This window comes from Agrococcus casei LMG 22410, from assembly GCF_900163565.1.
GTDB lineage: Bacteria > Actinomycetota > Actinomycetes > Actinomycetales > Microbacteriaceae > Agrococcus > Agrococcus casei.
In genome coordinates this window covers 80,615-101,491 of the sequence record NZ_FUHU01000038.1, presented here as the reverse complement: position 1 = coordinate 101,491, position 20,877 = coordinate 80,615, and the positions used below count along the sequence as shown (strand labels likewise).

Sequence of the window (20,877 nt, the reverse complement as noted above, 5' to 3'; positions counted from 1 at the left end):
AGCATGACAGAGGCTCGCGACGGTCATCACGCGGGTCCGCAGTGGGAGTCGCTGGTGCGAACCGGCGCTCTCATTACTGTCGCGCTGGTCATGCTGTGGCTTGCCTTCAACGTTCGGCTGCCGTCGATCTCGACGCTGCAGGAGTGGATTCTCGACCTCGGCTGGGCTGGCGGACTCGCGTTCATCGGCCTGTACGCGGTCGTCGCGATGACGCCGATTCCGGTCACGATCATGGCTGTCGCCGGCGGCCTGCTCTTCGGGGCAGGCAATGGCAGCATCCTGTCGGTCATCGGCGCGCTGCTCGGCAGCTGGGCGGCGTACTGGCTGGCTCGGATGCTCGGCCGCGACACCGTGATGAAGATCCTCGGCAGCCATGCCTCCAAGGTGCAGCATCACCTGCAGGACGCCGGCTTCCAGGCCGTGTGCGTGCTGCGGCTGATGCCAGGCTTTCCGTACTGGCCCGTCAACTACGGCAGCGGAGCATTCGGCGTCTCGCAGCGAGACTTCCTGGCGGCCAGTGCGCTTGCGACGATCCCGGGCCAGGTCTCGCTCGTGGCAATCGGCGCCTTCGTGGCGAATGCCACGGTCGCGAACGGCGTCGTCATCGGGGTCGCATGGGCGGTCGTCATAGCGATGACCATCTGGGCGTACCGAGAGTGGCGCAAGGCGCGCAAGCAGGCTGACGACCCCAGCTGATCCCTGTCAGCGGCGGTGGCGGTCTTTCGGCCGCACGCGCAGGCCGCTGGCGAGCAGCCGTCGCACCAGATCGCGCGACGACACACGTTCGGCTCCGAGGCTCACGAGCGCGTCGATGCGGTCGATGGGCACGTCGTAGTGGTCGGCGTCGAATGCACGGCGGGGGATGCCCGCCTGAGCCGCGAACGCGTGCAGCTCGTCGAGGTCGGTGTCACTGACCAGGTGCGCCCAGAGCGTGCCGTGATTGGCCCAGAGCGGGTCGTCGACGAGGATGGCCATGGGGGCAATCCTAGTTCGCCGCCTCGTCTGCATGTCGCAGAGAGGATGCGGCGCCTGTAGAGTGGATGCGGTGCAGGCAGTGACACGCCCGGCTGTCGGCTTGACCGGCAATAGGGGCTGGCTGTAGTGTTGATCCCTGGCGCGGAATGTCGTAGGCATGCGCCCATCAGCTTTCATCTCAATTTCAGTAGTGAGGATTCACGTGGTTTACGCAGTTGTGCGCGCCGGAGGGCGTCAGGAAAAGGTCGAGGTCGGCACTGTCCTCATCGTCGACCGCGTTGCCGCAGACGACAAGGGCACGGTTGAGCTTGCTCCCGTCATGCTCGTCGACGGCGACACCATCACCACCGAGGCCGACAAGCTCTCGAAGGTCAAGGTCACGGCTGAGTTCGTCGAAGACCTTCGCGGTCCCAAGATCGTGATCCAGAAGTACAAGAACAAGACCGGATACCGCAAGCGCATCGGACACCGCCAGGAGCTCACGCGCCTCAAGGTCACCGAGATCAAGTAGGAGGCGACAAGAACAATGGCATCAAAGAAGGGTGCATCCAGCACCAAGAACGGTCGCGACTCGAACGCCCAGTACCTCGGCGTCAAGCGTTTCGGCGGCCAGGTAGTCAAGGCTGGCGAGATCCTCGTCCGCCAGCGTGGCACGAAGTTCCACCCCGGCGCAGGCGTCGGTCGTGGCAAAGACGACACACTGTTCGCGCTTCAGGCCGGCTCGGTCGAGTTCGGTGCGAAGAGCGGTCGCAAGGTTGTCAACATCGTTGCAGCCGCTGCTGAATAATTGAGCATGCGAGAGGGGCGGGCTTCGGCTCGCCCCTTTTCGCCTATCTGAGACAGAAACCGGGAGACACCATGGCAACGTTCGTTGATCAGGTCACGCTGCACCTGCAGGCGGGCGACGGCGGCGACGGGTGCGTCTCGGTTCGTCGCGAGAAGTTCAAGCCGCTGGCGGGGCCAGACGGCGGCGACGGCGGCGACGGCGGCGACATCATCCTGGTCGCCTCGACGCAGGCGACCACGCTGCTGAACTACCACCGCTCACCGCACCGCAGCTCCGACAAGGGTCGCGCAGGCATGGGCGACCACCGCAACGGAGCCCGCGGAGAAGACCTCGAGCTGCTGGTGCCGGTCGGAACCGTCGTGTCGTCAGCCGACGGCGAGGTCATCGTCGACTTCGAGCACGAGGGCATGCGCTACGTGATCGCGGAGGGCGGCATGGGTGGCTTCGGCAACGCACGCCTCGCCAGCACCAAGCGCAAGGCTCCCGGCTTCGCGCTGCTCGGAACCGAAGGCTGGTCCGGCGATGTGCGGCTCGAGCTCAAGACAGTGGCCGACGTCGCACTCGTGGGGTACCCGAGCGCCGGCAAGTCGAGTCTGATCGCCGCGATGTCGGCTGCTCGCCCGAAGATCGCCGACTACCCGTTCACGACCCTGCACCCGAATCTCGGTGTCGTCGCGTCCGGCCAGTCGCGCTACACGATCGCCGACGTTCCCGGGCTCATCGAAGGCGCATCCGAAGGCCGTGGCCTCGGCCTCGAGTTCCTGCGCCACATCGAGCGCAGCAGCGCTCTGCTGCATGTGATCGACTGCGCGACCCTCGAGACGGCTCGCGACCCGCTGACCGACCTCGAGCGGCTCAAGTCCGAGCTTGCGGCGTATCCCGTTCCCGCAGGCCAGACACCGCTGCTCGAGCGCCAGCAGATCGTCGCGCTCAACAAGATCGACGTGCCAGAGGCCCGCGAGCTGGCTGAGTTCGTGAAGCCAGACCTCGAAGAGATGGGCTACCGCGTCTTCCTGATCTCGACAGTCAGTCACGAGGGGCTCCGACAGCTGAACTTCGCGCTGGCCGAGGTGGTCGAGCGCGACCGCGCGGCCCGCGAGTCCGAACCGGCCCCCGAGCGCATCGTCATCAAGCCGCGCTCGGTCGACCGTCGTGAGTTCGAGGTCAAGGTCGAGGGCGGCAGCTACGGCGACACCTATCGCATCCTCGGAGCAAAGCCCGAGCGGTGGCTGCAGCAGACCGACTTCAGCAACGACGAAGCCGTCGGCTACTTCGCCGACCGCCTGCAGAAGCTGGGCATCGACGAGGCGCTCATCGCCAAGGGCGCGAAGGCAGGCGCCTCGGTCACGATCGGGCAGAGCGGTCGCGTGTTCGACTGGGAGCCCACCATGACGAGCGCCGCTGAGGTGCAGGTCGGCAACCGCGGAACAGATCCGCGCTTCGATGAGGCCGACCGCGCCACTCGCGCCGAGCGCAAGCGCCAGTACCACGCGCGTATGGACGCCAAGGCCGCAGCACGCGACGAGCTGCTCGAAGAGCGAGAGCTCGGCAAATGGACCGATGACGAAGGGTTCGAGATTCGCAATGGTGAAGAGTGACGGGCAGCGCGCACGACGCGTCGTAGTCAAGGTCGGCTCGAGCTCGATCTCGGGCGACAACAGCAAGCAGATCAAGCCGCTTGTCGACGTGCTGTCACAGCTTCACCGCGATGTGCAGGTCGTGCTCGTCACCTCGGGTGCGATCGCGACTGGTCTTCCGTTTCTCGGTCTCGGCGAGCGTCCGTCAGACCTCGCGCTGCAGCAGGCGGTGGCGGCGGTGGGCCAGCACGCGCTCATCGTGCGCTATCAGCAGGCGCTCGATGCCCACGGCATCACCGCCGGCCAGGTGCTCCTGACGTCGTACGACATGGATGACCCCGTGAGTCGCAAGAACGCGCAGCGGGCGCTCGACATGCTCATGGACCTCGACGTGCTGCCGATCGTAAACGAGAACGACACGGTCGCGACACAGGAGATCCACTTCGGCGACAACGACCACCTCGCTGCACTCGTCGCGCGTCTCATCAATGCCGAGCAGCTCATCCTGCTGAGCGACATCGAGTCGCTGCGCACGGCACCGCCGGACCAGCCGGGCAGCGAGCCCATCTCGTTCGTCGGATTCGGCGAGTCGCTGTCGGGCGTCGAGTTCGGCGCATCGTCGTCGAAGATCGGCTCGGGCGGGGCGCGCACGAAGGTCGAGGCGGCGAGACTCGCTGCCGAAGCCGGTGTCGAGGTCGTCGTGACGGCGACCCCGAAGTTCGCCGCGCTCATGGCGGGGGAGCAGGTCGGCACGCGCTTCGCACCCAACCCGTCGCCGCACATCCGCTAGTCCCGCGCATCCGCTGGCTCCCGACTGCTGGTGAGCCTAGGATTGGGGAATGGCTGACGCATTCCTCGATCTCCTCTCGGCAAGCCGCGATGCCGCGGCAGACCTCGGGTCTGCGCCGTCCGAACTGCGCAAGCAGGGCATCCGCGCCATCGCCGACGCGATCGAATCGGCGAGCGATGAGATTGTCGCTGCGAATGCCGACGACGTGCGCCGCGGCCGCGACTCGGGCATGGCGGCCGGGCTGCTCGACCGGCTGCATCTCGACGCAGAGCGAGTGCAGGCTCTGGCCGATGCGGCTCGTGCGCTGGCCGAGCTTCCGGATCCCGTGGGCGAAGTGCTCAGGGAGCGCACGCTCGACAACGGCCTGCTGCTGACCCAGGTTCGTGTTCCGTTCGGTGTGATCGGTGCCATCTACGAGGCCCGGCCCAACGTCACCGTTGACATCGCCTGCATCTGCATCGGCACGGGCAACGCCATCGTGACGCGCGGAGGCAGCGCAGCAGAGTCGACGAACCGGGTGCTGGTGCGCGTGATGCAGTCGGCGCTCGTCGGTGTCGGCCTTCCTGAGAAGTCGGTGCAGACCATCGACGAGTTCGGGCGCGAAGGGGCCGGAAGGCTCATGACGGCTCGCGGCTATGTCGACCTGCTTGTTCCCCGCGGCTCCGCTGCGCTGATCGAGCGTGTGGTGACGGAGTCGACGGTTCCTGTCATCGAGACGGGTGCGGGAATCGTGCATGTCTATGTCGACGGCAGCGCCGATCTCGAGATGGCGCGCGACATCGTCGTGAACTCCAAGGTGCACCGGCCGAGCGTGTGCAATGCGCTCGAGACCGTGCTGGTCGACCGCGCCATCGCCGACGAAGCGGTGCCGCTGCTGGTGCAGGCGCTGCGCGACGCGTCTGTCACCGTGCACTCGGAGGGCGGGGGCATCGCCGACACCGTCGAGCTCGCCGACACGGGCTGGGCGACCGAGCACCTCGCGCTCGATGCGGCGATTCGCATCGTCGACGGCGTCGATGCGGCGATCGAGCACGTCAACGCCTACGGAACGCATCACACCGACAGCATTGTCGCGACGGATGCGGCGGCAGTCTCGAGGTTTCTGCAGCGAGTCGACAGCGCAGTGGTGATGCACAACGCGTCCACGCGCTTCACCGACGGAGGCGAGTTCGGCTTCGGGGCCGAAGTCGGCATCTCGACGCAGAAGTCGCACGCGCGCGGCCCCATGGGCCTGCCCGAGCTGACGAGCACCAAATGGATCGTCAGGGGAGAGGGCCAGACCCGCAGCTAGCGCTGGTTCGGCCGTGACAGCGGTCAGCAGGTAGGATTGACGAGGTTAGGAGCAGCATGCACATTCTTCTTGAGGGGGCCGCAGAGGCCTCACACACGATTCCCCCGTACGCCTGGGTCGCAGCCGGCGTTGCCGCCGCGGTCTTCCTTGGCTCATTCGCCGTCACCCGTGCTTTCCGCGATGTTGCCAACAGGCACGCGGTCGTCCCTGAAGGCGCAGAGGAACAGCAGCACTAGAAGTGCCGCACACGCGCCGCCGCCTCGGCATCATGGGCGGCACCTTCGACCCCATTCACCACGGCCACCTGGTCGCGGCGAGTGAGGTCGCGAAGCATTTCGACCTCGACGAGGTCGTCTTCGTGCCGACTGGAGAGCCGTACCAGAAGCGCAATGTGACTCCGGCCGAGCACCGCTATCTGATGAGTGTCGTCGCGACCGCATCGAACCCGAGGTTCTGGGTCTCACGAGTCGACATCGACCGTGACGGGCCGACGTACACGATCGACACCCTGCGCGACATCAAGGCGCGCGAACCCGACGCCGACCTCTTCTTCATCACAGGAGCCGACGCATTCACCGACATCGTCGGCTGGAAAGACGTCGATCAGCTCTGGGAGCTCGCACACTTCATCTCGGTGACGAGGCCAGGGCACAAGCTCGAAGTTTCGGGATATCCTGAGGAACGCGTATCCTTGCTTGAGATTCCCGCGCTTGCCATATCCTCAACTGACTGTCGAGCGCGAGTAAAAGCGGGATACCCGGTGTGGTACCTGGTTCCCGACGGTGTTGTGCAATACATTTCAAAACACCACCTATACCGAGAGATACCGAAGCAATGACTGACACTGGCAACGAAGAGCGTCCGCTCACACGGCGTGAGCTTCGCGCGCGTGAGCGAGCTGCTGCCGCTGCCGCGGTGGCTTCCACTCCCGAGGCTGACGAGACTGCTCAGTCTGCATCTGAGCCCGCAGCCGAACAGCCGGCGGCAGCTGAAGAAGCGCCTCGCGTCGAAGAGCCCGCCCAGGCCGAAGACTCTGCCCAGGCCGAAGACCCTGCCCAAGGCGCTGCTGTCATCGAAGAGCAGCCCGACTACACGGCCCTGCAGCCTGACCAGCCCGAAGAGGCTCCTGTCGACGAGGCAGTCGAAGCCGAAGCGCAGGAGACACAGGCCTACACGATCGACGATCTCCGCGAGACGGGGCTCGTCGCAGAAGAAGAGGTCGCAGCAGAGCCGGTTGAGGCAGATGTTGCTCCTGAGCCCGCAGTCGAGGCTCCAGAAGAGACACCCGCTGCTCCCGCTGCAGAAGCAGCAGAGGCCACGAGCGGCAAGCGCGGAATCGGCCGTTTCTTCGGTCGCCGCAGCCGCCCCGAGACCGCTGAAGAGCCCGCAGCCGACTTTGACTCGCTGATCGCCGCAGACTCGGCGCCTTCGAGCGACGACGCTGCCGAAGAGCCTGCTGAAGGCGGCATCGAAGACCTCGAGTTCGCCGATGCCGACCAGGCTGCAGACGACGCCGCAGCCGATGCAGCTCCAGAGGCACCGGTCGCTGAAGAGCCGGTTGCAGCAGAGCCCGTCGAAGCAGAGATCGTGAGCGAGCCTGAGGCTGCTCCTTCGGTCGACCCCGCTGCCGAGACGCAGGAAGTGGCAGGTCCTGCTCGTGCAGCAGGCTCACGCAATGTTCCGCTTGACCAGGCTCAGAACCTCGATGCAGTGCGCGACGAAGACGTCGACAGCGTCGAGATCGATGAGGTCCAGGTGGATGAGCGTCGCATCTCGGCGCGCACCGTCTCAGACAGCACTCCTCCGCAGATGGACGACACGCGAGGCGCTTCGTTCGAGAACGACACCGACCTGCCGAGCGGTCCGAGCCGCGGACGCGGCGGACGCCTGCCGTTCGTCGTGAACGTCGTCGAAGACACATCAGAGCACCACATCTCCGACCTGCACCGCGGTCGCGAGAACGTCGAGGGCAATAATGTCGGCACCGGATCCTCGAGCATCACGGCCAACGCGCTCGTGCTGCCCGCGACCAGCCAGGAAGACCAGATTCAGTTCGAGTCCGAGGACGGCGTGCTCGTCACGGGATCGATCGACCTTCCCGACGGCTTTGCCTCGTCGGGTCGTGCGCGCGGAGCATTCGACAGCGCCGACATCGACTCGTCGAGTGACAGCAGCGAGGTCACGAACCCTGAGACGCAGCCCGTTCGAGCCAGCCGTGCGGTTTCGAGCTATGCGAACGCGCGCGTGAGCATCGCTCCCAAGCGTCAGTCGCGCAGTGCGCTGCCGTGGGCTCTCGGCATCGGAGGCGGTGTCGTCTTCGGCGCCATCGTCGTTGTGGCAGTCGGCTTCGTGGCGGGATGGTTCTGATTCGTGACAGCTACTGATCGAGCGATTGAGCTCGCACGAGCCGCGGCAGTCGCGGCTGACGACACTCTCGCAACTGATCTGCTGGGCATCGATGTCACTGACCTGACGCCGATCTCAGACGTGTTCGTTCTGGCGACAGGCCGCACGGAGCGTCAGGTGACGGCGATCGCACGAGAGATCCAGGATGCCCTGCACGAGCTGGGTGCAAAGCCCATCAGTCGTGAGGGGCTTGAAGAAGGTCGTTGGGTGCTGCTCGACTTCAATGAGATCGTTGTGCACGTCTTCCATGAAGAAGAGCGAACATACTATTCGCTCGAGCGACTCTGGCATGACTGCCCGGTCGTCGACCTGCAGCTGCCGGCTGCCGAGTCATCTGCTGGTGGCACTTCGCAGTAGTGCGGTTGTGTATACTGTTCTAGTTGCCTGACGGCAATATGGGCCTGTGGCGCAGCTGGTAGCGCACCTGCATGGCATGCAGGGGGTCAGGGGTTCGAGTCCCCTCAGGTCCACAAATTCGAGAGGCTCCCTTGCGGGGGCCTTTCGTCGTCTTCGGGGTCAGTCAGCGCCTTCACGAGACGGTTGCCGCAGGTCAGGCACGCTCTCGAGGCACTCGATGCCGAGAGTCGCGGCTACGCGGATGCGCGGTTGGTCAGTCGCATCGGCAGCACGACCTGTTCGGTCTGGCGCGTGCGATCTGCAAGCCTTGCGACGGTGAGCTCAGCGGCACGCCGGCCCATCACGTCGGTCTCGCCGGCCACGACCGTGATGCCGAGCACGCGTGCCCACTCCACGTCATCGAAGGCCACGATGGCCGGTCGATCGGCGACGGGAACGGGGGAGAGCTCCTCGAGGATTCCGAGCAGGATGCGGTTGTTTCCGGCGACGAGTGCGGTCGGGGGCTCGCGCATCGCCAGGAGTTCTCCTACCCGAGCCCGTGCATCCGTGATGCTGTGCGCATCCGGTCTCACAAGCGACTGCCACTCTGCCGAGCTCTCGTCGAGCACCGACGCCATGCCCTCGATGCGCGATCTGTAGGTCGGCAGCCACGCGTAGTCGCCCACGAAAGCGATGCGGCGGTGCTGTGCCGCGAGCAGGTGGGCGGCAGCGAGGCGGCCGCCCTCCTGGTTGTCGAAGACGACCGAGTCTGCTTCGAGATTCACTGCGGGGCGGTCGACGAACAGCACCGGAACCCCGCGCGCCTGCAGCTGCCGGTACTCGGCGTGGTCGGTCATCGACGAGACCACGATGAGCGCTTTGGTCTGGCGGTCGGCGAGGTCGTGCGTGACCAGTCGCTCCTTCTCGGGCGACTCGTCGGAGTTTGCGACCGACAGGTGCATGCCCTGATTGCGCACGCCGTCTTCGACAGCCTGGGCGAGGGCCGAGTAGAACGGGTTGGTGAATCCGCCGCTCACGAGTCCGATCGAGTCGGCGAGCCTGCCGCTGGCGAGCAGGCTTGCGGCCGAGTTGCGCTGATAGTCGAGGTCGCTGGCCGCCTGCAGCACTTTCGAGCGGGTCTCGTCGGTGACGTAGGCCTCGCCGCTCAGTGCGCGGGATGCGGTCTTGAGGCTGACTCCGGCTCGCTCTGCCACTTTGGCGAGCGTGGCTCGACCGCCGGGGGCGCTGATGGGATCGGCCATGACTCTCCTGAAGTGATGAACGGTATGGACAGAGTCTCACGAAACATCGTGTGTCTGCACGCGAATCTGCTCTTCTGCAAGCGAAAGCCCTGTGCTACGCTCGTGCCAGTATGACAGCGATGTCATACATCGAGACACAACGCAGTGCAATCGAAAGAGTCCCCATGACGCAGCAGCGCAAGGCCCAGGTCAGAACTACTCGCCGCATCGGCGGTCCTCTGGGCGTGATCGTCGCCGCAGCCGCTGCATTCTCGATGCTTGCGCCGCTTCCGGCCAATGCCGAGCCGCTGAACAGCAGCTTCCACTCCTCGTTCGAGGCCGACGACAGCGCACCCGTGCTCGAGCCGACGGGCGAAGCCGTCAACGTCTCGGGCGATCAGTTCGCGCCGGGCAGCGCGCTCGGGCACGTCGCCGCTGTCACGACATCGGGCGAGAACTCGCCGAACGAAGTGGCAGCGAACCTGGCAGACGGCATGGCGGGGTCGAAGTGGCTCGTGTTCGAATCGACCGGATGGGTCGAGTACGAGTTCGACGAGGCGCAGCCCATCGTGCGATACACGCTGACCTCGGCCAATGACGCGGAGGAGCGCGACCCCAGCAGCTTCCGCGTGCTCGGCTCGCAGGACGGCGAAGAGTGGACGCTGCTCGACTCGCGCTCGGGCGAGACCTTCGACGACCGCGCTGCGACCAATGTCTACGAGGTCGAGGCCACCGGCGAGACCTACAAGCACCTGCGCCTCGAGGTCACCGAGAACCAGTCGGGCAGCATCGTGCAGCTGGCCGGCTGGGAGCCGATCGCAGTCGCAGACGCAGTGGCCGAGCCGGCCCCGCTGACAGCAGAGGTCAGCACCGGCCCGACGATGTCGTACACGGCGAAGACGAATGTCGGCTTCACCGGCGTGCAGTCGCTCAAGTACTCCGGCCACCACCTCGACACGGGCGCCGCTGCATCCAGCACGCTGCTCTACAGCGACGTCGACGTCGCGATCGAGGCAGACAGCGAGCTCTCGTACAAGCTCTTCCCGCAGCTCGACAGCGGGCAGTCGTATGCCTCGACGTTCGCCGCGGTCGACCTCATTCTCGACGACGGCACGAAGCTCTCTGAGACAGACGCTGTCGATGCCTACGGCTACGGCGCCAACGCAGTCGACCAGGGCCTCTCGAACGCGCTGTTCCCCGACCAGTGGAACAGCGTCACGATCGACCTGAGCGCGTTCGCCGGGCGCACCGTCACAGACATCGTGCTCTCTTACGAGCACCCGGGCGAGGGCGTCAATGCCGTCGAGCTTCCGGATGCAGACACAGTGGTCGCAGGCTGGCTCGACGATGTCGTCATCGGGGCGGCAGAGCAGCGTGACACCTCCGATGGCCTCGTGTCGTACGTCGACACTCGTCGCGGCACGAACTCGACCGGCGGATTCTCGCGCGGCAACAACCTTCCGGCGGCGGCATGGCCGAACGGATTCAACTTCGTCACACCGATGACTGACGCCGACAACGTCGGCACGCTGTACCACTACCAGCAGTCGAACACCGCGCAGAACCGCCCCGCCCTTGAGGGCATCGGCATCTCGCACGAGCCGAGCATCTGGATGGGCGACCGCAACCAGCTGGCGGTGCTGCCGGCTGCCAATGCAGACCCGACATCGTCACTCGACGACCGCAAGCTCACCTTCTCGCACGACAACGAGACTGCCCGCCCTGACATCTACCAGGTCGAATTCGACAACGGCATCACGGCAGAGGTCACGGCGACCGATCACGGCGTGATCTACCGCTTCTCGTTCGTCGACGACGCGAGCTCGGTGCTCGTCGACCAGCTTGTCGACGACTCGAAGCTCAGCGTCGACGGCAGCGTCGTCAGCGGCTGGGTTGACGGCGGCTCGGGATGGCCCGGCCGCACCCGCATGTTCGTCTACGGCGAGTTCGACAGCCAGCCCATCGCGGCAGGTGCCACGAACAACGGAGACCGCAACGACAGCGCACGCTACGCAGCGTTCGACACCTCGTCTGACAAGACCGTCGAGCTGCGCATCGCGACCTCGTTCATCTCACAGGACCAGGCGGCTGCCAACTACGGCTTCGAGCTCGACGGAGTGTCGTTCGACCAGGCGCACACCGCAGTGCAGGACGCCTGGAACGACCGCCTCGGCGTCATCACCGACGTGCAGGGCGCGAGCGACGCTGAGCTCGTGAACCTCTACTCGGGGCTCTACCGTCTGAACCTCTACCCGAACTCGCAGTTCGAGAACGTCGGCACCGCAGACGCACCCGAGTATGCATACGCCTCGCCTGTCAGTCCGACAGAGGGAGAGGCGACCGACACTGAGACCAATGCCCCGATCGTCGAGGGCAAGATCTACGTCAACAACGGTTTCTGGGACACCTATCGCACGGCCTGGCCGCTGTACTCGCTGCTGTACCCGGATGTGGCTGAAGAGCTCGTCGACGGCTTCGTGCAGCAGTACCGCGACGGCGGCTGGATCGCTCGCTGGTCGTCACCGGGCTACGCAGACCTCATGACGGGCACCAGCTCGGATGTGGCATTCGCCGAGGCGTACCTCGCCGGAGCGCTGAGCAATGCGACCGCGCTCGAGGCATACGACGCAGCAGTCAAGAACGCGACGGTGCTGCCCGAGTCGAACGCGGTCGGGCGCAAGGGCCTGGCCGAGTCGATCTTCCTCGGATTCACCGAATCCGACACGCACGAGAGCGCGTCGTGGGGCCTCGAGGGCTTCATCAACGACTTCGGCATCGCCAACATGGCGACCGCCCTGGCAGAAGACCCCGAGACGCCCGCAGACCAAGTCGACCGCCTGCTCGAAGAGGCCGACTACTTCACGGCCCGCGCATCCCACTATGTCGAGATGTACAACGAGGAGGCCGGAACCTTCACCGCTCGCAACCGCGACGGCAGCTGGCCCGAAGGCGCCGAGTTCGACAAGAAGGCATGGGGAGGAGCGTTCACCGAGGCGAGCGCCTGGACCTTCGCCTTCCACGCGCCGCATGATGTCGACGGACTCGCTGCGCTCTACGGAGGCCGCGAGGGCCTGCTGGCAGAGTTCGACGAGTTCCTGACGACGCGCGAGGACGCGAGCTACTCCGGCATTCACGAAGCACGGGAGGCGCGGGATGTGCGGCTCGGCATGCTGGGCATGTCGAACCAGATCTCGCACCACATTCCGTATGTGCTGGCAGAGGCGGGCGACCCCGCTCGCGCTCAGGCGCTGATCAGCGACATCCAGCAGCGGCTCTTCGTCGGCTCCGACATCGGCCAGGGATACCCCGGCGATGAGGACAACGGCGAGTTCTCGGCCTGGTACGTGTTCTCAGCCCTCGGCTTCTACCCTCTCGAGGTCGGATCCGGCGACTACACCATCGGCTCGCCGCTGTTCGACAGCGCAACCGTGCACCTCGCCGGCGGCGACCTGACGATCCAGGCGCCCGGCGCATCCGACGGCCTCGACTATGTCGCGGGCGTGAACGTGAACGGCCAGGACATCTCGACCACGACCTTCGACGGCGACCTGCTGCGAGAGGGCGGAACGATGACGTTCGCCATGACCGACGAGCCCAGCGACTGGGGTGCGAAAGACCTCGGCGAGGAGCTCGAGGTGCCCGAGACGATGGTCGACGCGACCGATCCCGAGCTCGGTGCGCTGGCGGCGGCAGACGGCACTCCCGTCGACTCGCTGGTCGACGACACGATGCTCTCGTCGACGACGTTCGACAGCGGCAGCGCTGAGCTGACCTGGACCACGGCATCCGTGCCCGTCCGCCTCGGCCAGTACACGCTGACCAGCACTGACCCTGAGACAGCGCCTGTTTCATGGACGCTCGAGGGCTCTGTGGACGGCGAAGTCTGGGTCGAGCTCGATGCTCGAGAAGACCAGGAGTTCGTCTGGGACACCCAGACGCGTCCGTTCGGCATCGATGACGACGGTGCGTTCACGAGCTTCAGGCTGCAGGTCGATGCAGCCGACGGCAGTGCGCTGCAGCTTGCCGAGCTCGAGCTGTTCGCAGCTCCGGCCGATGCAGGCGATCTCTCGGTCACGGCGGCTGCGCAGCAGAGCGTCGAGGTCGATGAGCTCTTCGACGGCACGCTGGCAACCGTGGTCGGCAGCGAAGCCGATGCATCGGGCTACGAGGTGACTGTCGACTACGGTGACGGCACAGATGCACAGACCGCAGAGCTCACCCGCGATGCACTGGGCGGCTGGAAGGTCACGGCCGAGCACACCTTCACGGCACCGGGCCTCTACACGGCGGCCATCACGGCTCGTGATTCGGCCGGTGCGGTTGCGACGGCACAGGCGAGCGTTCGGGTCACCCGCGACGCGACGTTCGAAGGCGCACTGAACAACGTGTGCATCGGCGACCTCGGCGCCACCGCAGCAGACTGCGACGGCCTCGGCTACGGCTACGACCGCGCGAAGCTGCTCGACGAGGGATTCGTGCAGGGCGAGACCGTCGCGATCGAAGGCACCGAGCTGACCTACGACCTGCCCGGTGTCGAGCCCGGCGAGCCCGACAACCTGACTGGCGAGGGCCAGACGGTGAGCATCGACCTCGGTGACGGCGCCACGCAGCTTGCGTTCGTCGGCACCGCGAATGAGACGCCGCGCGAGCCCGAGGCTGTGCTGCACTTCACCGACGGCAGCGAGCAGATCGTGAAGATCTCGTTCGGTGACTGGGTCGGCAGCGTGAGCAGCCCCGCCTTCGACAACACGGTGGTCGCGATCTCGGAGGGCCGACTGCGCGGAACAGCCGCTGAGTCCGGCACGCCCAAGAACACGGCGATCTATGCGACTGCGGCGATCGACCTCGATGTCGACGAGCAGGGTGCTCCGAAGGTCGTCGAGTCGCTGACGATGCCTGATGAGCCCGGCTCGCTGCGCGACGGACGCGTGCACGTGTTCGCCATCGCATCCGACGGTGCGCGCGAGAGCACGCCGCTGGTCGTCGAGCCGGCCGAGGTTGCCGTGCAGACTGCCGGCGAGGAGTTCGAGTCGACGCTGGCGACCGTCAGCGGAGGAGCGGATGCGCAGACCGCCACAGTCAACTGGGGTGACGGCAGCGACGTGGTCGCCACGGACGTCTCCGACGGCCAGGTCAGCGCGAGCCACACCTATGCCGCTGAGGGCGACTACGCAGTCACGGTGACGGTCGACGACGGCATGAAGTCGGCTGAGGCCGAGCTGCAGATCACGGTTGAAGCAGCCGCGGTCGAGTACGAGCCCGAGATCGCCGTCAGCCCCGAAGCGGTGCGACCCGGCGACTCGGTCGACGTGACCGGCAGCGGGTTCGCCCCTGACGAGCAGGTCGCGGTGCAGCTGGGCAACGAGGAGGCAGTGACGGTGCAGTCGGATTCCGACGGTGCGGTCGCGGCTTCGCTCGACGTGCCTGACGACATGGTCGACGGCACCGTGCCGGTGACAGCAGTGGGCGAGGTCTCGATGACCGAGGCTCGTGCTGAGGTTCGGGTGCAGGCAGACCTGCCGCAGCCGGTCGAGACTGCCGTCACGCTGGCTGCACAGCCCGAGGACCTCGCGGCCGGTGACCTGCTCACCCTCACCGCGAAAGTGACGCCGGAAGACGCCGTGGGCCAGATCGAGTTCCGCGAGGGCGATGAGCTCGTGGCGACTGCCATGGTCTCGGGCGGTGTCGGCGAGGCCGAGATTCCGGTCGAGACGTCGGGGGAGCACACCTACGTGGCGCACTTCATCCCCGAAGACGACGCTGCCTTCGGTGCCTCGGTCTCTGACCCGGTCACGGTGACCGTACGCGACACCCCCGTGCTCGAGGCAGAGCTGACGATCTCGCAGAGCGAAGTCGTTCAGGGCGGCACCGTCGAGGCAGTCGGACGCGGCTTCGGCTCGGCAGAGACCGTGTCGATTGCGCTGCACTCCGACCCGATGCACCTCACCGAGGTGACGGCCGACGACAACGGCGCGTTCCGCATCCAGCTCACGATTCCCGCTGACGCCCCTGTCGGCGATCACACGATCGTGGCGGAGGGAGCCGACTCGGGACTGCAGGCCGAAGCACCCATCACGGTGACGGATGCGGCGACCACCGATCCGGACGACGACCTGCCCGAGACGGGCGGCACGGTGTCTGCCCTGCTGATCCTGCTGGTGCTCGCACTCGTGGGAGCCGGACTCGTGCTGACGATGCGGATGAGAAGGGCCGAGTGATCGCGGAGAGCAAGTAGACTCATGGCCATGCGAATTGGCTGCCACGGTTTCGTCTTCTCAGGCAAGTTCGATGAGGCGGGCATCCGCACCGCCATCGAGGGGGTGCAGGAGGCCGGCTTCGACTTCATCGAGATGCCGCTCATGGATCCCTTCTCGTTCGACGAGGAGGCCGCGAAGCGGGTGCTCGAAGAGACGGGCATCGAGATGACGGCGTCACTCGGGCTGAATGCCGACACCGACGTCTCGAGCGAAGACCCCGCCGTCGTCGAGCGAGGCGAGGCGCTGCTGCGCAGAGCAGTCGACATCGTGGCGCACGTGGGCGGTACCGACCTCTGCGGCGTCATCTACTCGGCGCTGCAGAAGTACTCGCAGCCGGCCTCTGACCTCAGCCGTCAGCACTCGGCGGAGGCGATCCGTCGGATCGGCGCCTACGCTGCCGAGCGCGGTGTCGTCGTCTCGCTCGAGATCGTCAACCGCTACGAGACGAACATCATGAACACCGGCCGCGAGGGCCTCGCGTTCCGTGAGCTGGTCGGCCACGACAACGTGCACCTGCACCTCGACACGTACCACATGAACATCGAGGAGTCGGGGATGCTTGAGCCGATCCTCGACCTCGGCGACACGCTGCGCTACGTGCACATCGGCGAGAGCCACCGCGGTTACCTGGGCTCTGGATCGGTCGACTTCGACGCGCTCTTCAGGGCACTGGTTCGCACGGGCTTCGACGGGCCGGTCGTGTTCGAGTCGTTCTCGAGCACGGTCGTCGACGAGTCGCTCACCAAGTCGCTCGGCATCTGGCGCAACCTCTGGGACGACTCCGACGATCTCGCCGCGCATGCGAACCGCTTCATCAGAGACGGCCTTCGCGCGGTCGATTCGATCAGGATGCACTAGTCACACTGCATGATCAGGTGAGCCGCCGTACACTGGCGCCATGAGCGATTACTACAGCACCGGTCAGCCGCAGCAGCAGCCCGACTACGGCTACGGGCAGCAGCAGCCTGACTACGGCTACGCACAGCCCGCGCCCTACGGCGAGCCTGCCCCTGCGCGGCCGAAGTCGAAGGCGCTCGGCCTCTGGTCGCTCATCCTGGCAGCAGTTGCGCTCGTCGTGGGCGTCGGCGCGGGAATCTGGATGGGCGCGGCAGTCGCTCCATACGGGGTGGCGTCTGGCGTGAGCTATGAGTTCTCGACAGACACCATGCCGCCCGAGGCTGCGGGCGCCGTGCTGGTCTCGTTCGTGGCGTGGGGATTCGCTTCGCTGCTCGGCATCGTCGCGATCGTGCTCTCGATCATCGGCATGGTCAAGAACGCCGGCCGAGGGCTTGCGATCGCGGCTCTGGTCATCGCGCTCATCGCACCCGTTGCCTCGTTCTTCGCGATCGGCGTGGCTGCGACCACCCTGATGTAGGGACTACGCTCGCCTGACGGTGAGCACGAACGCACTGTCGTCGAGTGCGTGCACACTGTGCCGCTCCTGCGGTATCGACATCAGGTCGCCGGTCTCGAGCGTCCAGGACTTCAGGGCTGTGACGAGCTCGACGCGTCCGCTGATCACCTGCAGCGTCGCCTCTGGCGGAGCATCGTGTGGCGCAAGGTCAGCGTCAGCCAGCAGCACGATCAGCGTCTGGCGCAGCACCGTCTCACGGCCGCCGTAGAGCGTGTCCGACGCTCGTCGCGCAGCGCTCGATGATGCCTTTTCGTGCAGGCGAGCGATCTCGCGGTGCAGGTTGACGGCGTGCGGGTCGGTCTGGTTCGGCATGTTCTGCTCGGTCATGGCGGCTCCTTCGCTTGCATCCAGTCTGGCACGCCGGAGCATCGCGCTGCCGCCTGCGCCGCCCTTCTTTGCTACTGTTTTCGGTACGCCGAAATATGGGCTTCAGTGAACCGAAATACCGGTGTGCAGACTCGTGAAGGGGGAGTGCATGAGAAGAGCCGCGATTGCGGCCGCCGCCGCTGTGGCGCTGCTCGCGAACGGATGCACCGCATCCGCCCCCGCTGCCGAGCCCGAAGCCTCGACCGGCCTGCCGCAGGTGCTGACGACATTCTCGGTGCTCGCAGACATGGCGCAGAATGTCGGGGGAGCACACGTCGAGGTGACGTCGATCGTCAAGCCCGGTGCTGAGATCCACGGCTACGAGCCCACACCGAGCGACATCGCGACGGCGTCAGAGGCCGACCTCGTGCTCGAGAACGGCATGGGGCTCGAAGCCTGGTTCGCACAGTTCATCGAGCAGGCGGATGTTCCGCACGCCGTGGTCTCCGAGGGCGTCGAGACGATCGACATCACAGCAGACGCTGAAGCAGGCACGGCCAACCCACACGCGTGGATGAGCCCGATCGAGGCGCAGGTCTACATCGACGGCATCGCCGAGGCGCTGAGCGACCTCCTGCCCGAGCACGCCGCCGAGTTCGAGGCCAACGCGGCCGAATACCAAGAGCAGGTGCAGCAGGTGCACGACGAGATGCTCACAGCACTCGACGGCGTGCCCGAGTCGCATCGCGCCCTCGTCACCTGCGAAGGCGCCTTCTCGTATCTCGCACGAGACGCCGGCCTCACCGAGAAGTTCATCTGGGCGGTCAACGCAGAGCAGCAGGCGACTCCCCGGCAGATCACCTCGGCGATCGACTTCGTGCGCGACAACGAGGTGCCGGCGGTCTTCTGCGAGTCGACGGTGTCGGATGCGCCCATGCAGCAGGTGGTCGAGAGCACCGATGCGCAGTTCGGGGGCGTGCTGTTCGTCGATTCGCTCTCCGGCCCTGACGGGCCTGTGCCGACCTACCTCGACCTCCTTCGGTACGACGCCGAGCTGATTGTGAGCGGGCTGACAGGGGGAGTGGCATGAGCGAGAGTCCAGACGGCATCCGCGTTGAGGGCCTCACGGTGCGGTACGGCCAGACCGCTGCACTCGAGAATGCGACCGTGACCATTCGGCCGAGCAGAGTCACCGGGCTGATCGGCACGAACGGATCCGGCAAGTCGACCCTGCTCAACTCGATTGTGGGGCGCATCCGCCCGTCCTCCGGAACCGTGCGCATCGACGGCCGCTCGCCGTCCTCTGCACGCCAGCGCAACCTGATCGGCTACGTGCCCCAGACCGAGGCGGTCGACCGCGAGTTTCCGGTCTCGGTCCGCGACGTCGTGATGATGGGGAGGTACGGCCATCAGTGGTTCACCCGTCGCGTGCGGCCGGCTGACCGCGAGGCTGTCGACCGGGCCCTCGAGCGCGTCGATCTGACTGCGCTCGCCGAGCGGCAGATCGGGGCGCTCTCGGGCGGCCAGCTCAAGCGCACGTTCGTGGCGCGCTGCCTGGCGCAGGAGGCGGTGCACCTGCTGCTCGACGAGCCCTTCGCCGGCGTCGACAAGGCGTCGGAGCGCACGATCACCCGCGTGCTGCGCGACCTTGCCGACGACGGGCACACGATCGTGGTCTCGTCGCACGACCTCGGCGCGCTGCCCGAGCTTGCCGACGACGGCATCCTGCTGCAGCGCCGCGTGCTCTTCCAGGGGCAGATCGCCGAGGTGCTGCAGTCTGATCGGCTGGCGCTGGCCTTCGGCATCGACATCGCCGGGGGCGCCTCGTGAACCCGCTCGACATCCTGCTCGAGCCGCTGCAGTACGAGTTCATGGTGCGCGCGCTGCTGGCCACCGGCATCGCGGCGATCGTCTGCGGCCTCCTCTCGTGCTGGCTGGTGCTGATCGGCTGGTCGCTCATGGGCGATGCCGTCTCGCACGCGGTGCTTCCCGGAGTCGTCATAGCCTACGTGCTCGGGGTGCCGTTCGCCCTCGGTGCCCTCGTCTTCGGCGTGCTTGCCGTGGCGCTCATCGGGGCGATTCGCGACACCTCGCGCATCAAGGAGGACGCCGCGATCGGCATCGTCTTCACCACCCTGTTCGCACTGGGGCTCGTGCTGATCTCGGTCACGCCCAGTCAGACCGACCTGGGGCACATCGTGTTCGGCAGCGTCCTCGGCGTCTCGCGGGCCGACTTCGCGCAGATCGCGGTGCTCGCGGTGATCGTGTTCGCGCTCGTGCTGCTCAAGCGCCGCGACCTCACGCTGTATGCATTCGACCCGGCCCATGCGCACAGCATCGGCCTGAATCCGCGCATGCTCGGGGCGCTGCTGCTCGGGATGCTCGCCTGCACCGCCGTCGTCGCGCTGCAGATCGTGGGCGTGATCCTGGTGGTCGCCATGCTGATCATCCCCGGCGCGACCGCGCATCTGCTCACCGACCGATTCAGCCGCATGCTCTGGATCGCTCCCATTCTCGCCGCTGTGTGCGCGATCGTCGGCATCTACCTGAGCTACTGGCTCGACATCGCCTCGGGCGGATCCGTCGTGCTCGTGCAGGGCGTCGCGTTCGCATTCGTCTATCTGCTGTCGCCGCGACACGGCGTGCTGGCGCGGATGCGCGGGCGACGGCGGCGAGCCCTGGCCAGTGTCAGTGCGGGGGAGTAGTCTGGTGGGAAGAATCACAGGGGTGTAACACGACCGCGACACTCCGCGTGTCGTCCGCCTCAGCGGTTGAATGCTTCGTACAGTGGTCACGAACTTCAACCACTACTTGAAGGTTCGGAAGGAATGAACGTGGACGAGTCACGCAACGACATCGCCGAGGGCACGCGCATCGACGTAGGCATGCTGTTCACCGACGGCCTGCCCGACCAAGACGATGCAACCGGCTATCGAGGCGCCGTCGCCGCTGACGCCGCTGGCATCACCTACCGACAGCTCGACTACTGGGCGCGCACCGACCTCGTGCAGCCGAGCATCCGCACGGCTCACGGCTCGGGCTCGCAGCGCCTCTACTCGTTCCGCGACATCCTCGTGCTCAAGCTGGTCAAGCGACTGCTCGACACCGGCATCACGCTGCAGCAGATCCGCGTCGCGATCGAGCAGCTGCACGAGTCCGGCATCCACGACCTGGCGCAGATCACCCTCATGTCCGACGGCGCAAGCGTCTACCTCTGCACGTCGAGCGACGAGGTCATCGACCTTCTGGGCCGCGGCCAGGGCGTCTTCGGCATCGCAGTCGGCACCGTGCTTCGCGAGGTGCAGACGCAGCTGGTCGAGCTCGACACGACCGCGGCCGGCGAGTCGCCCGTCGACGAGATCGCGCAGATGCGGGCGCGCAAGTCGCGAGCATCCTGACGCTTCAACAACTTGACTTGAGGGAGGCACCGAATACGGTGCCTCCCTCTACATGCATCACAGAATAGGATTGACGTCTGTACTGACGTGACACGAGAG

At 66.2% G+C, this 20,877-nt stretch carries 20 protein-coding genes and 1 tRNA gene; 18 read left to right on the top strand and 3 right to left on the bottom strand.

The window, feature by feature from the left end; translation table 11 throughout:
* The first annotated feature begins 3 nt into the window (after positions 1-3).
* The gene (locus tag CZ674_RS09295; protein WP_234988531.1) at positions 4-696 is read left to right on the top strand and encodes a TVP38/TMEM64 family protein; all 693 of its coding nucleotides are present in this window, start codon (positions 4-6) and stop codon (positions 694-696) included.
* A 6-nt stretch (positions 697-702) separates the two neighbouring features.
* Here the strand turns inward: CZ674_RS09295 and CZ674_RS09290 are convergent, their stop codons facing one another.
* Positions 703-975, bottom strand: a complete 273-nt coding sequence (locus tag CZ674_RS09290; protein ID WP_086992242.1) for a DUF4031 domain-containing protein — start codon at positions 973-975, stop codon at positions 703-705.
* 202 nt (positions 976-1,177) lie between these two features.
* Here CZ674_RS09290 and rplU point away from each other — a divergent pair, with 202 nt between their 5' ends.
* The 10 genes from rplU to CZ674_RS09240 all read left to right on the top strand — a co-directional run bounded on the left by rplU (position 1,178) and on the right by CZ674_RS09240 (position 8,296).
* Positions 1,178-1,486, top strand: a complete 309-nt coding sequence (rplU, locus tag CZ674_RS09285) for a 50S ribosomal protein L21 (protein WP_086992241.1) — start codon at positions 1,178-1,180, stop codon at positions 1,484-1,486.
* 15 nt (positions 1,487-1,501) lie between these two features.
* Positions 1,502-1,762: a 50S ribosomal protein L27 gene (gene rpmA / locus CZ674_RS09280; RefSeq protein ID WP_086992240.1), complete on the top strand. Its 261-nt coding sequence runs from the start codon at positions 1,502-1,504 to the stop codon at positions 1,760-1,762.
* A gap of 71 nt (positions 1,763-1,833) precedes the next feature.
* Positions 1,834-3,360, top strand: a complete 1,527-nt coding sequence (gene obgE / locus CZ674_RS09275; protein WP_086992239.1) for a GTPase ObgE — start codon at positions 1,834-1,836, stop codon at positions 3,358-3,360.
* Positions 3,347-4,129 carry a glutamate 5-kinase gene (gene proB, locus CZ674_RS09270; RefSeq protein WP_086992238.1) on the top strand — a complete coding sequence of 261 codons (783 nt, stop codon included), beginning with the start codon at positions 3,347-3,349 and terminating at the stop codon, positions 4,127-4,129. The genes obgE and proB overlap by 14 nt, the downstream gene beginning before the upstream one ends.
* A gap of 49 nt (positions 4,130-4,178) precedes the next feature.
* Positions 4,179-5,420 (top strand): glutamate-5-semialdehyde dehydrogenase, encoded by a 1,242-nt coding sequence (locus CZ674_RS09265; protein WP_086992237.1) that lies wholly within the window; start codon positions 4,179-4,181, stop codon positions 5,418-5,420.
* A 56-nt stretch (positions 5,421-5,476) separates the two neighbouring features.
* Positions 5,477-5,656: a hypothetical protein gene (locus CZ674_RS09260; protein ID WP_086992236.1), complete on the top strand. Its 180-nt coding sequence runs from the start codon at positions 5,477-5,479 to the stop codon at positions 5,654-5,656.
* Positions 5,657-5,658: 2 nt separating this feature from the next.
* Positions 5,659-6,258, top strand: a complete 600-nt coding sequence (gene nadD / locus CZ674_RS09255; protein WP_268802395.1) for a nicotinate-nucleotide adenylyltransferase — start codon at positions 5,659-5,661, stop codon at positions 6,256-6,258.
* Positions 6,255-7,787 carry a hypothetical protein gene (locus CZ674_RS09250; RefSeq protein WP_086992235.1) on the top strand — a complete coding sequence of 511 codons (1,533 nt, stop codon included), beginning with the start codon at positions 6,255-6,257 and terminating at the stop codon, positions 7,785-7,787. Before nadD ends, CZ674_RS09250 begins: the two co-directional genes overlap by 4 nt.
* Before the next feature lie 3 nt (positions 7,788-7,790).
* Complete coding sequence (gene rsfS, locus CZ674_RS09245; protein WP_086992234.1) at positions 7,791-8,183, top strand: ribosome silencing factor; 393 nt, start codon at positions 7,791-7,793, stop codon at positions 8,181-8,183.
* 40 nt (positions 8,184-8,223) lie between these two features.
* Positions 8,224-8,296, top strand: a tRNA-Ala gene (locus CZ674_RS09240).
* Between the two features lie 120 nt (positions 8,297-8,416).
* On the opposite strand, the gene CZ674_RS09235 is transcribed toward CZ674_RS09240, so the two are convergent.
* Complete coding sequence (locus CZ674_RS09235; RefSeq protein WP_086992233.1) at positions 8,417-9,424, bottom strand: LacI family DNA-binding transcriptional regulator; 1,008 nt, start codon at positions 9,422-9,424, stop codon at positions 8,417-8,419.
* Positions 9,425-9,588: 164 nt separating this feature from the next.
* Here CZ674_RS09235 and CZ674_RS09230 point away from each other — a divergent pair, with 164 nt between their 5' ends.
* The 3 genes from CZ674_RS09230 to CZ674_RS09220 are packed head-to-tail and all read left to right on the top strand — an operon-like array spanning position 9,589 to position 17,035.
* Positions 9,589-15,621 carry a GH92 family glycosyl hydrolase gene (locus tag CZ674_RS09230; RefSeq protein ID WP_159456952.1) on the top strand — a complete coding sequence of 2,011 codons (6,033 nt, stop codon included), beginning with the start codon at positions 9,589-9,591 and terminating at the stop codon, positions 15,619-15,621.
* 27 nt (positions 15,622-15,648) lie between these two features.
* Positions 15,649-16,518: a sugar phosphate isomerase/epimerase family protein gene (locus CZ674_RS09225; RefSeq protein WP_086992332.1), complete on the top strand. Its 870-nt coding sequence runs from the start codon at positions 15,649-15,651 to the stop codon at positions 16,516-16,518.
* A gap of 40 nt (positions 16,519-16,558) precedes the next feature.
* Positions 16,559-17,035 (top strand): hypothetical protein, encoded by a 477-nt coding sequence (locus tag CZ674_RS09220; RefSeq protein ID WP_086992231.1) that lies wholly within the window; start codon positions 16,559-16,561, stop codon positions 17,033-17,035.
* A 3-nt stretch (positions 17,036-17,038) separates the two neighbouring features.
* Here CZ674_RS09220 and CZ674_RS09215 read toward each other — a convergent pair whose 3' ends face one another.
* Positions 17,039-17,401 (bottom strand): cupin domain-containing protein, encoded by a 363-nt coding sequence (locus CZ674_RS09215; protein ID WP_234988530.1) that lies wholly within the window; start codon positions 17,399-17,401, stop codon positions 17,039-17,041.
* A 148-nt stretch (positions 17,402-17,549) separates the two neighbouring features.
* On the opposite strand from CZ674_RS09215, the gene CZ674_RS09210 reads away from it, so the two are divergent.
* From CZ674_RS09210 to CZ674_RS09195, 4 genes are all read left to right on the top strand, one after another.
* The gene (locus tag CZ674_RS09210; RefSeq protein WP_086992230.1) at positions 17,550-18,470 is read left to right on the top strand and encodes a metal ABC transporter solute-binding protein, Zn/Mn family; all 921 of its coding nucleotides are present in this window, start codon (positions 17,550-17,552) and stop codon (positions 18,468-18,470) included.
* A complete protein-coding gene (locus CZ674_RS09205; RefSeq protein WP_086992229.1) occupies positions 18,467-19,210 on the top strand; it encodes a metal ABC transporter ATP-binding protein in 744 nt (247 codons plus the stop codon). The genes CZ674_RS09210 and CZ674_RS09205 overlap by 4 nt, the downstream gene beginning before the upstream one ends.
* Complete coding sequence (locus CZ674_RS09200) at positions 19,207-20,085, top strand: metal ABC transporter permease (protein WP_086992228.1); 879 nt, start codon at positions 19,207-19,209, stop codon at positions 20,083-20,085. Before CZ674_RS09205 ends, CZ674_RS09200 begins: the two co-directional genes overlap by 4 nt.
* Positions 20,086-20,208: 123 nt before the next feature.
* Entirely contained in the window at positions 20,209-20,778 is a 570-nt protein-coding gene (locus tag CZ674_RS09195; protein WP_086992227.1) for a MerR family transcriptional regulator, read from the top strand.
* The last annotated feature ends 99 nt before the right edge of the window (positions 20,779-20,877 follow it).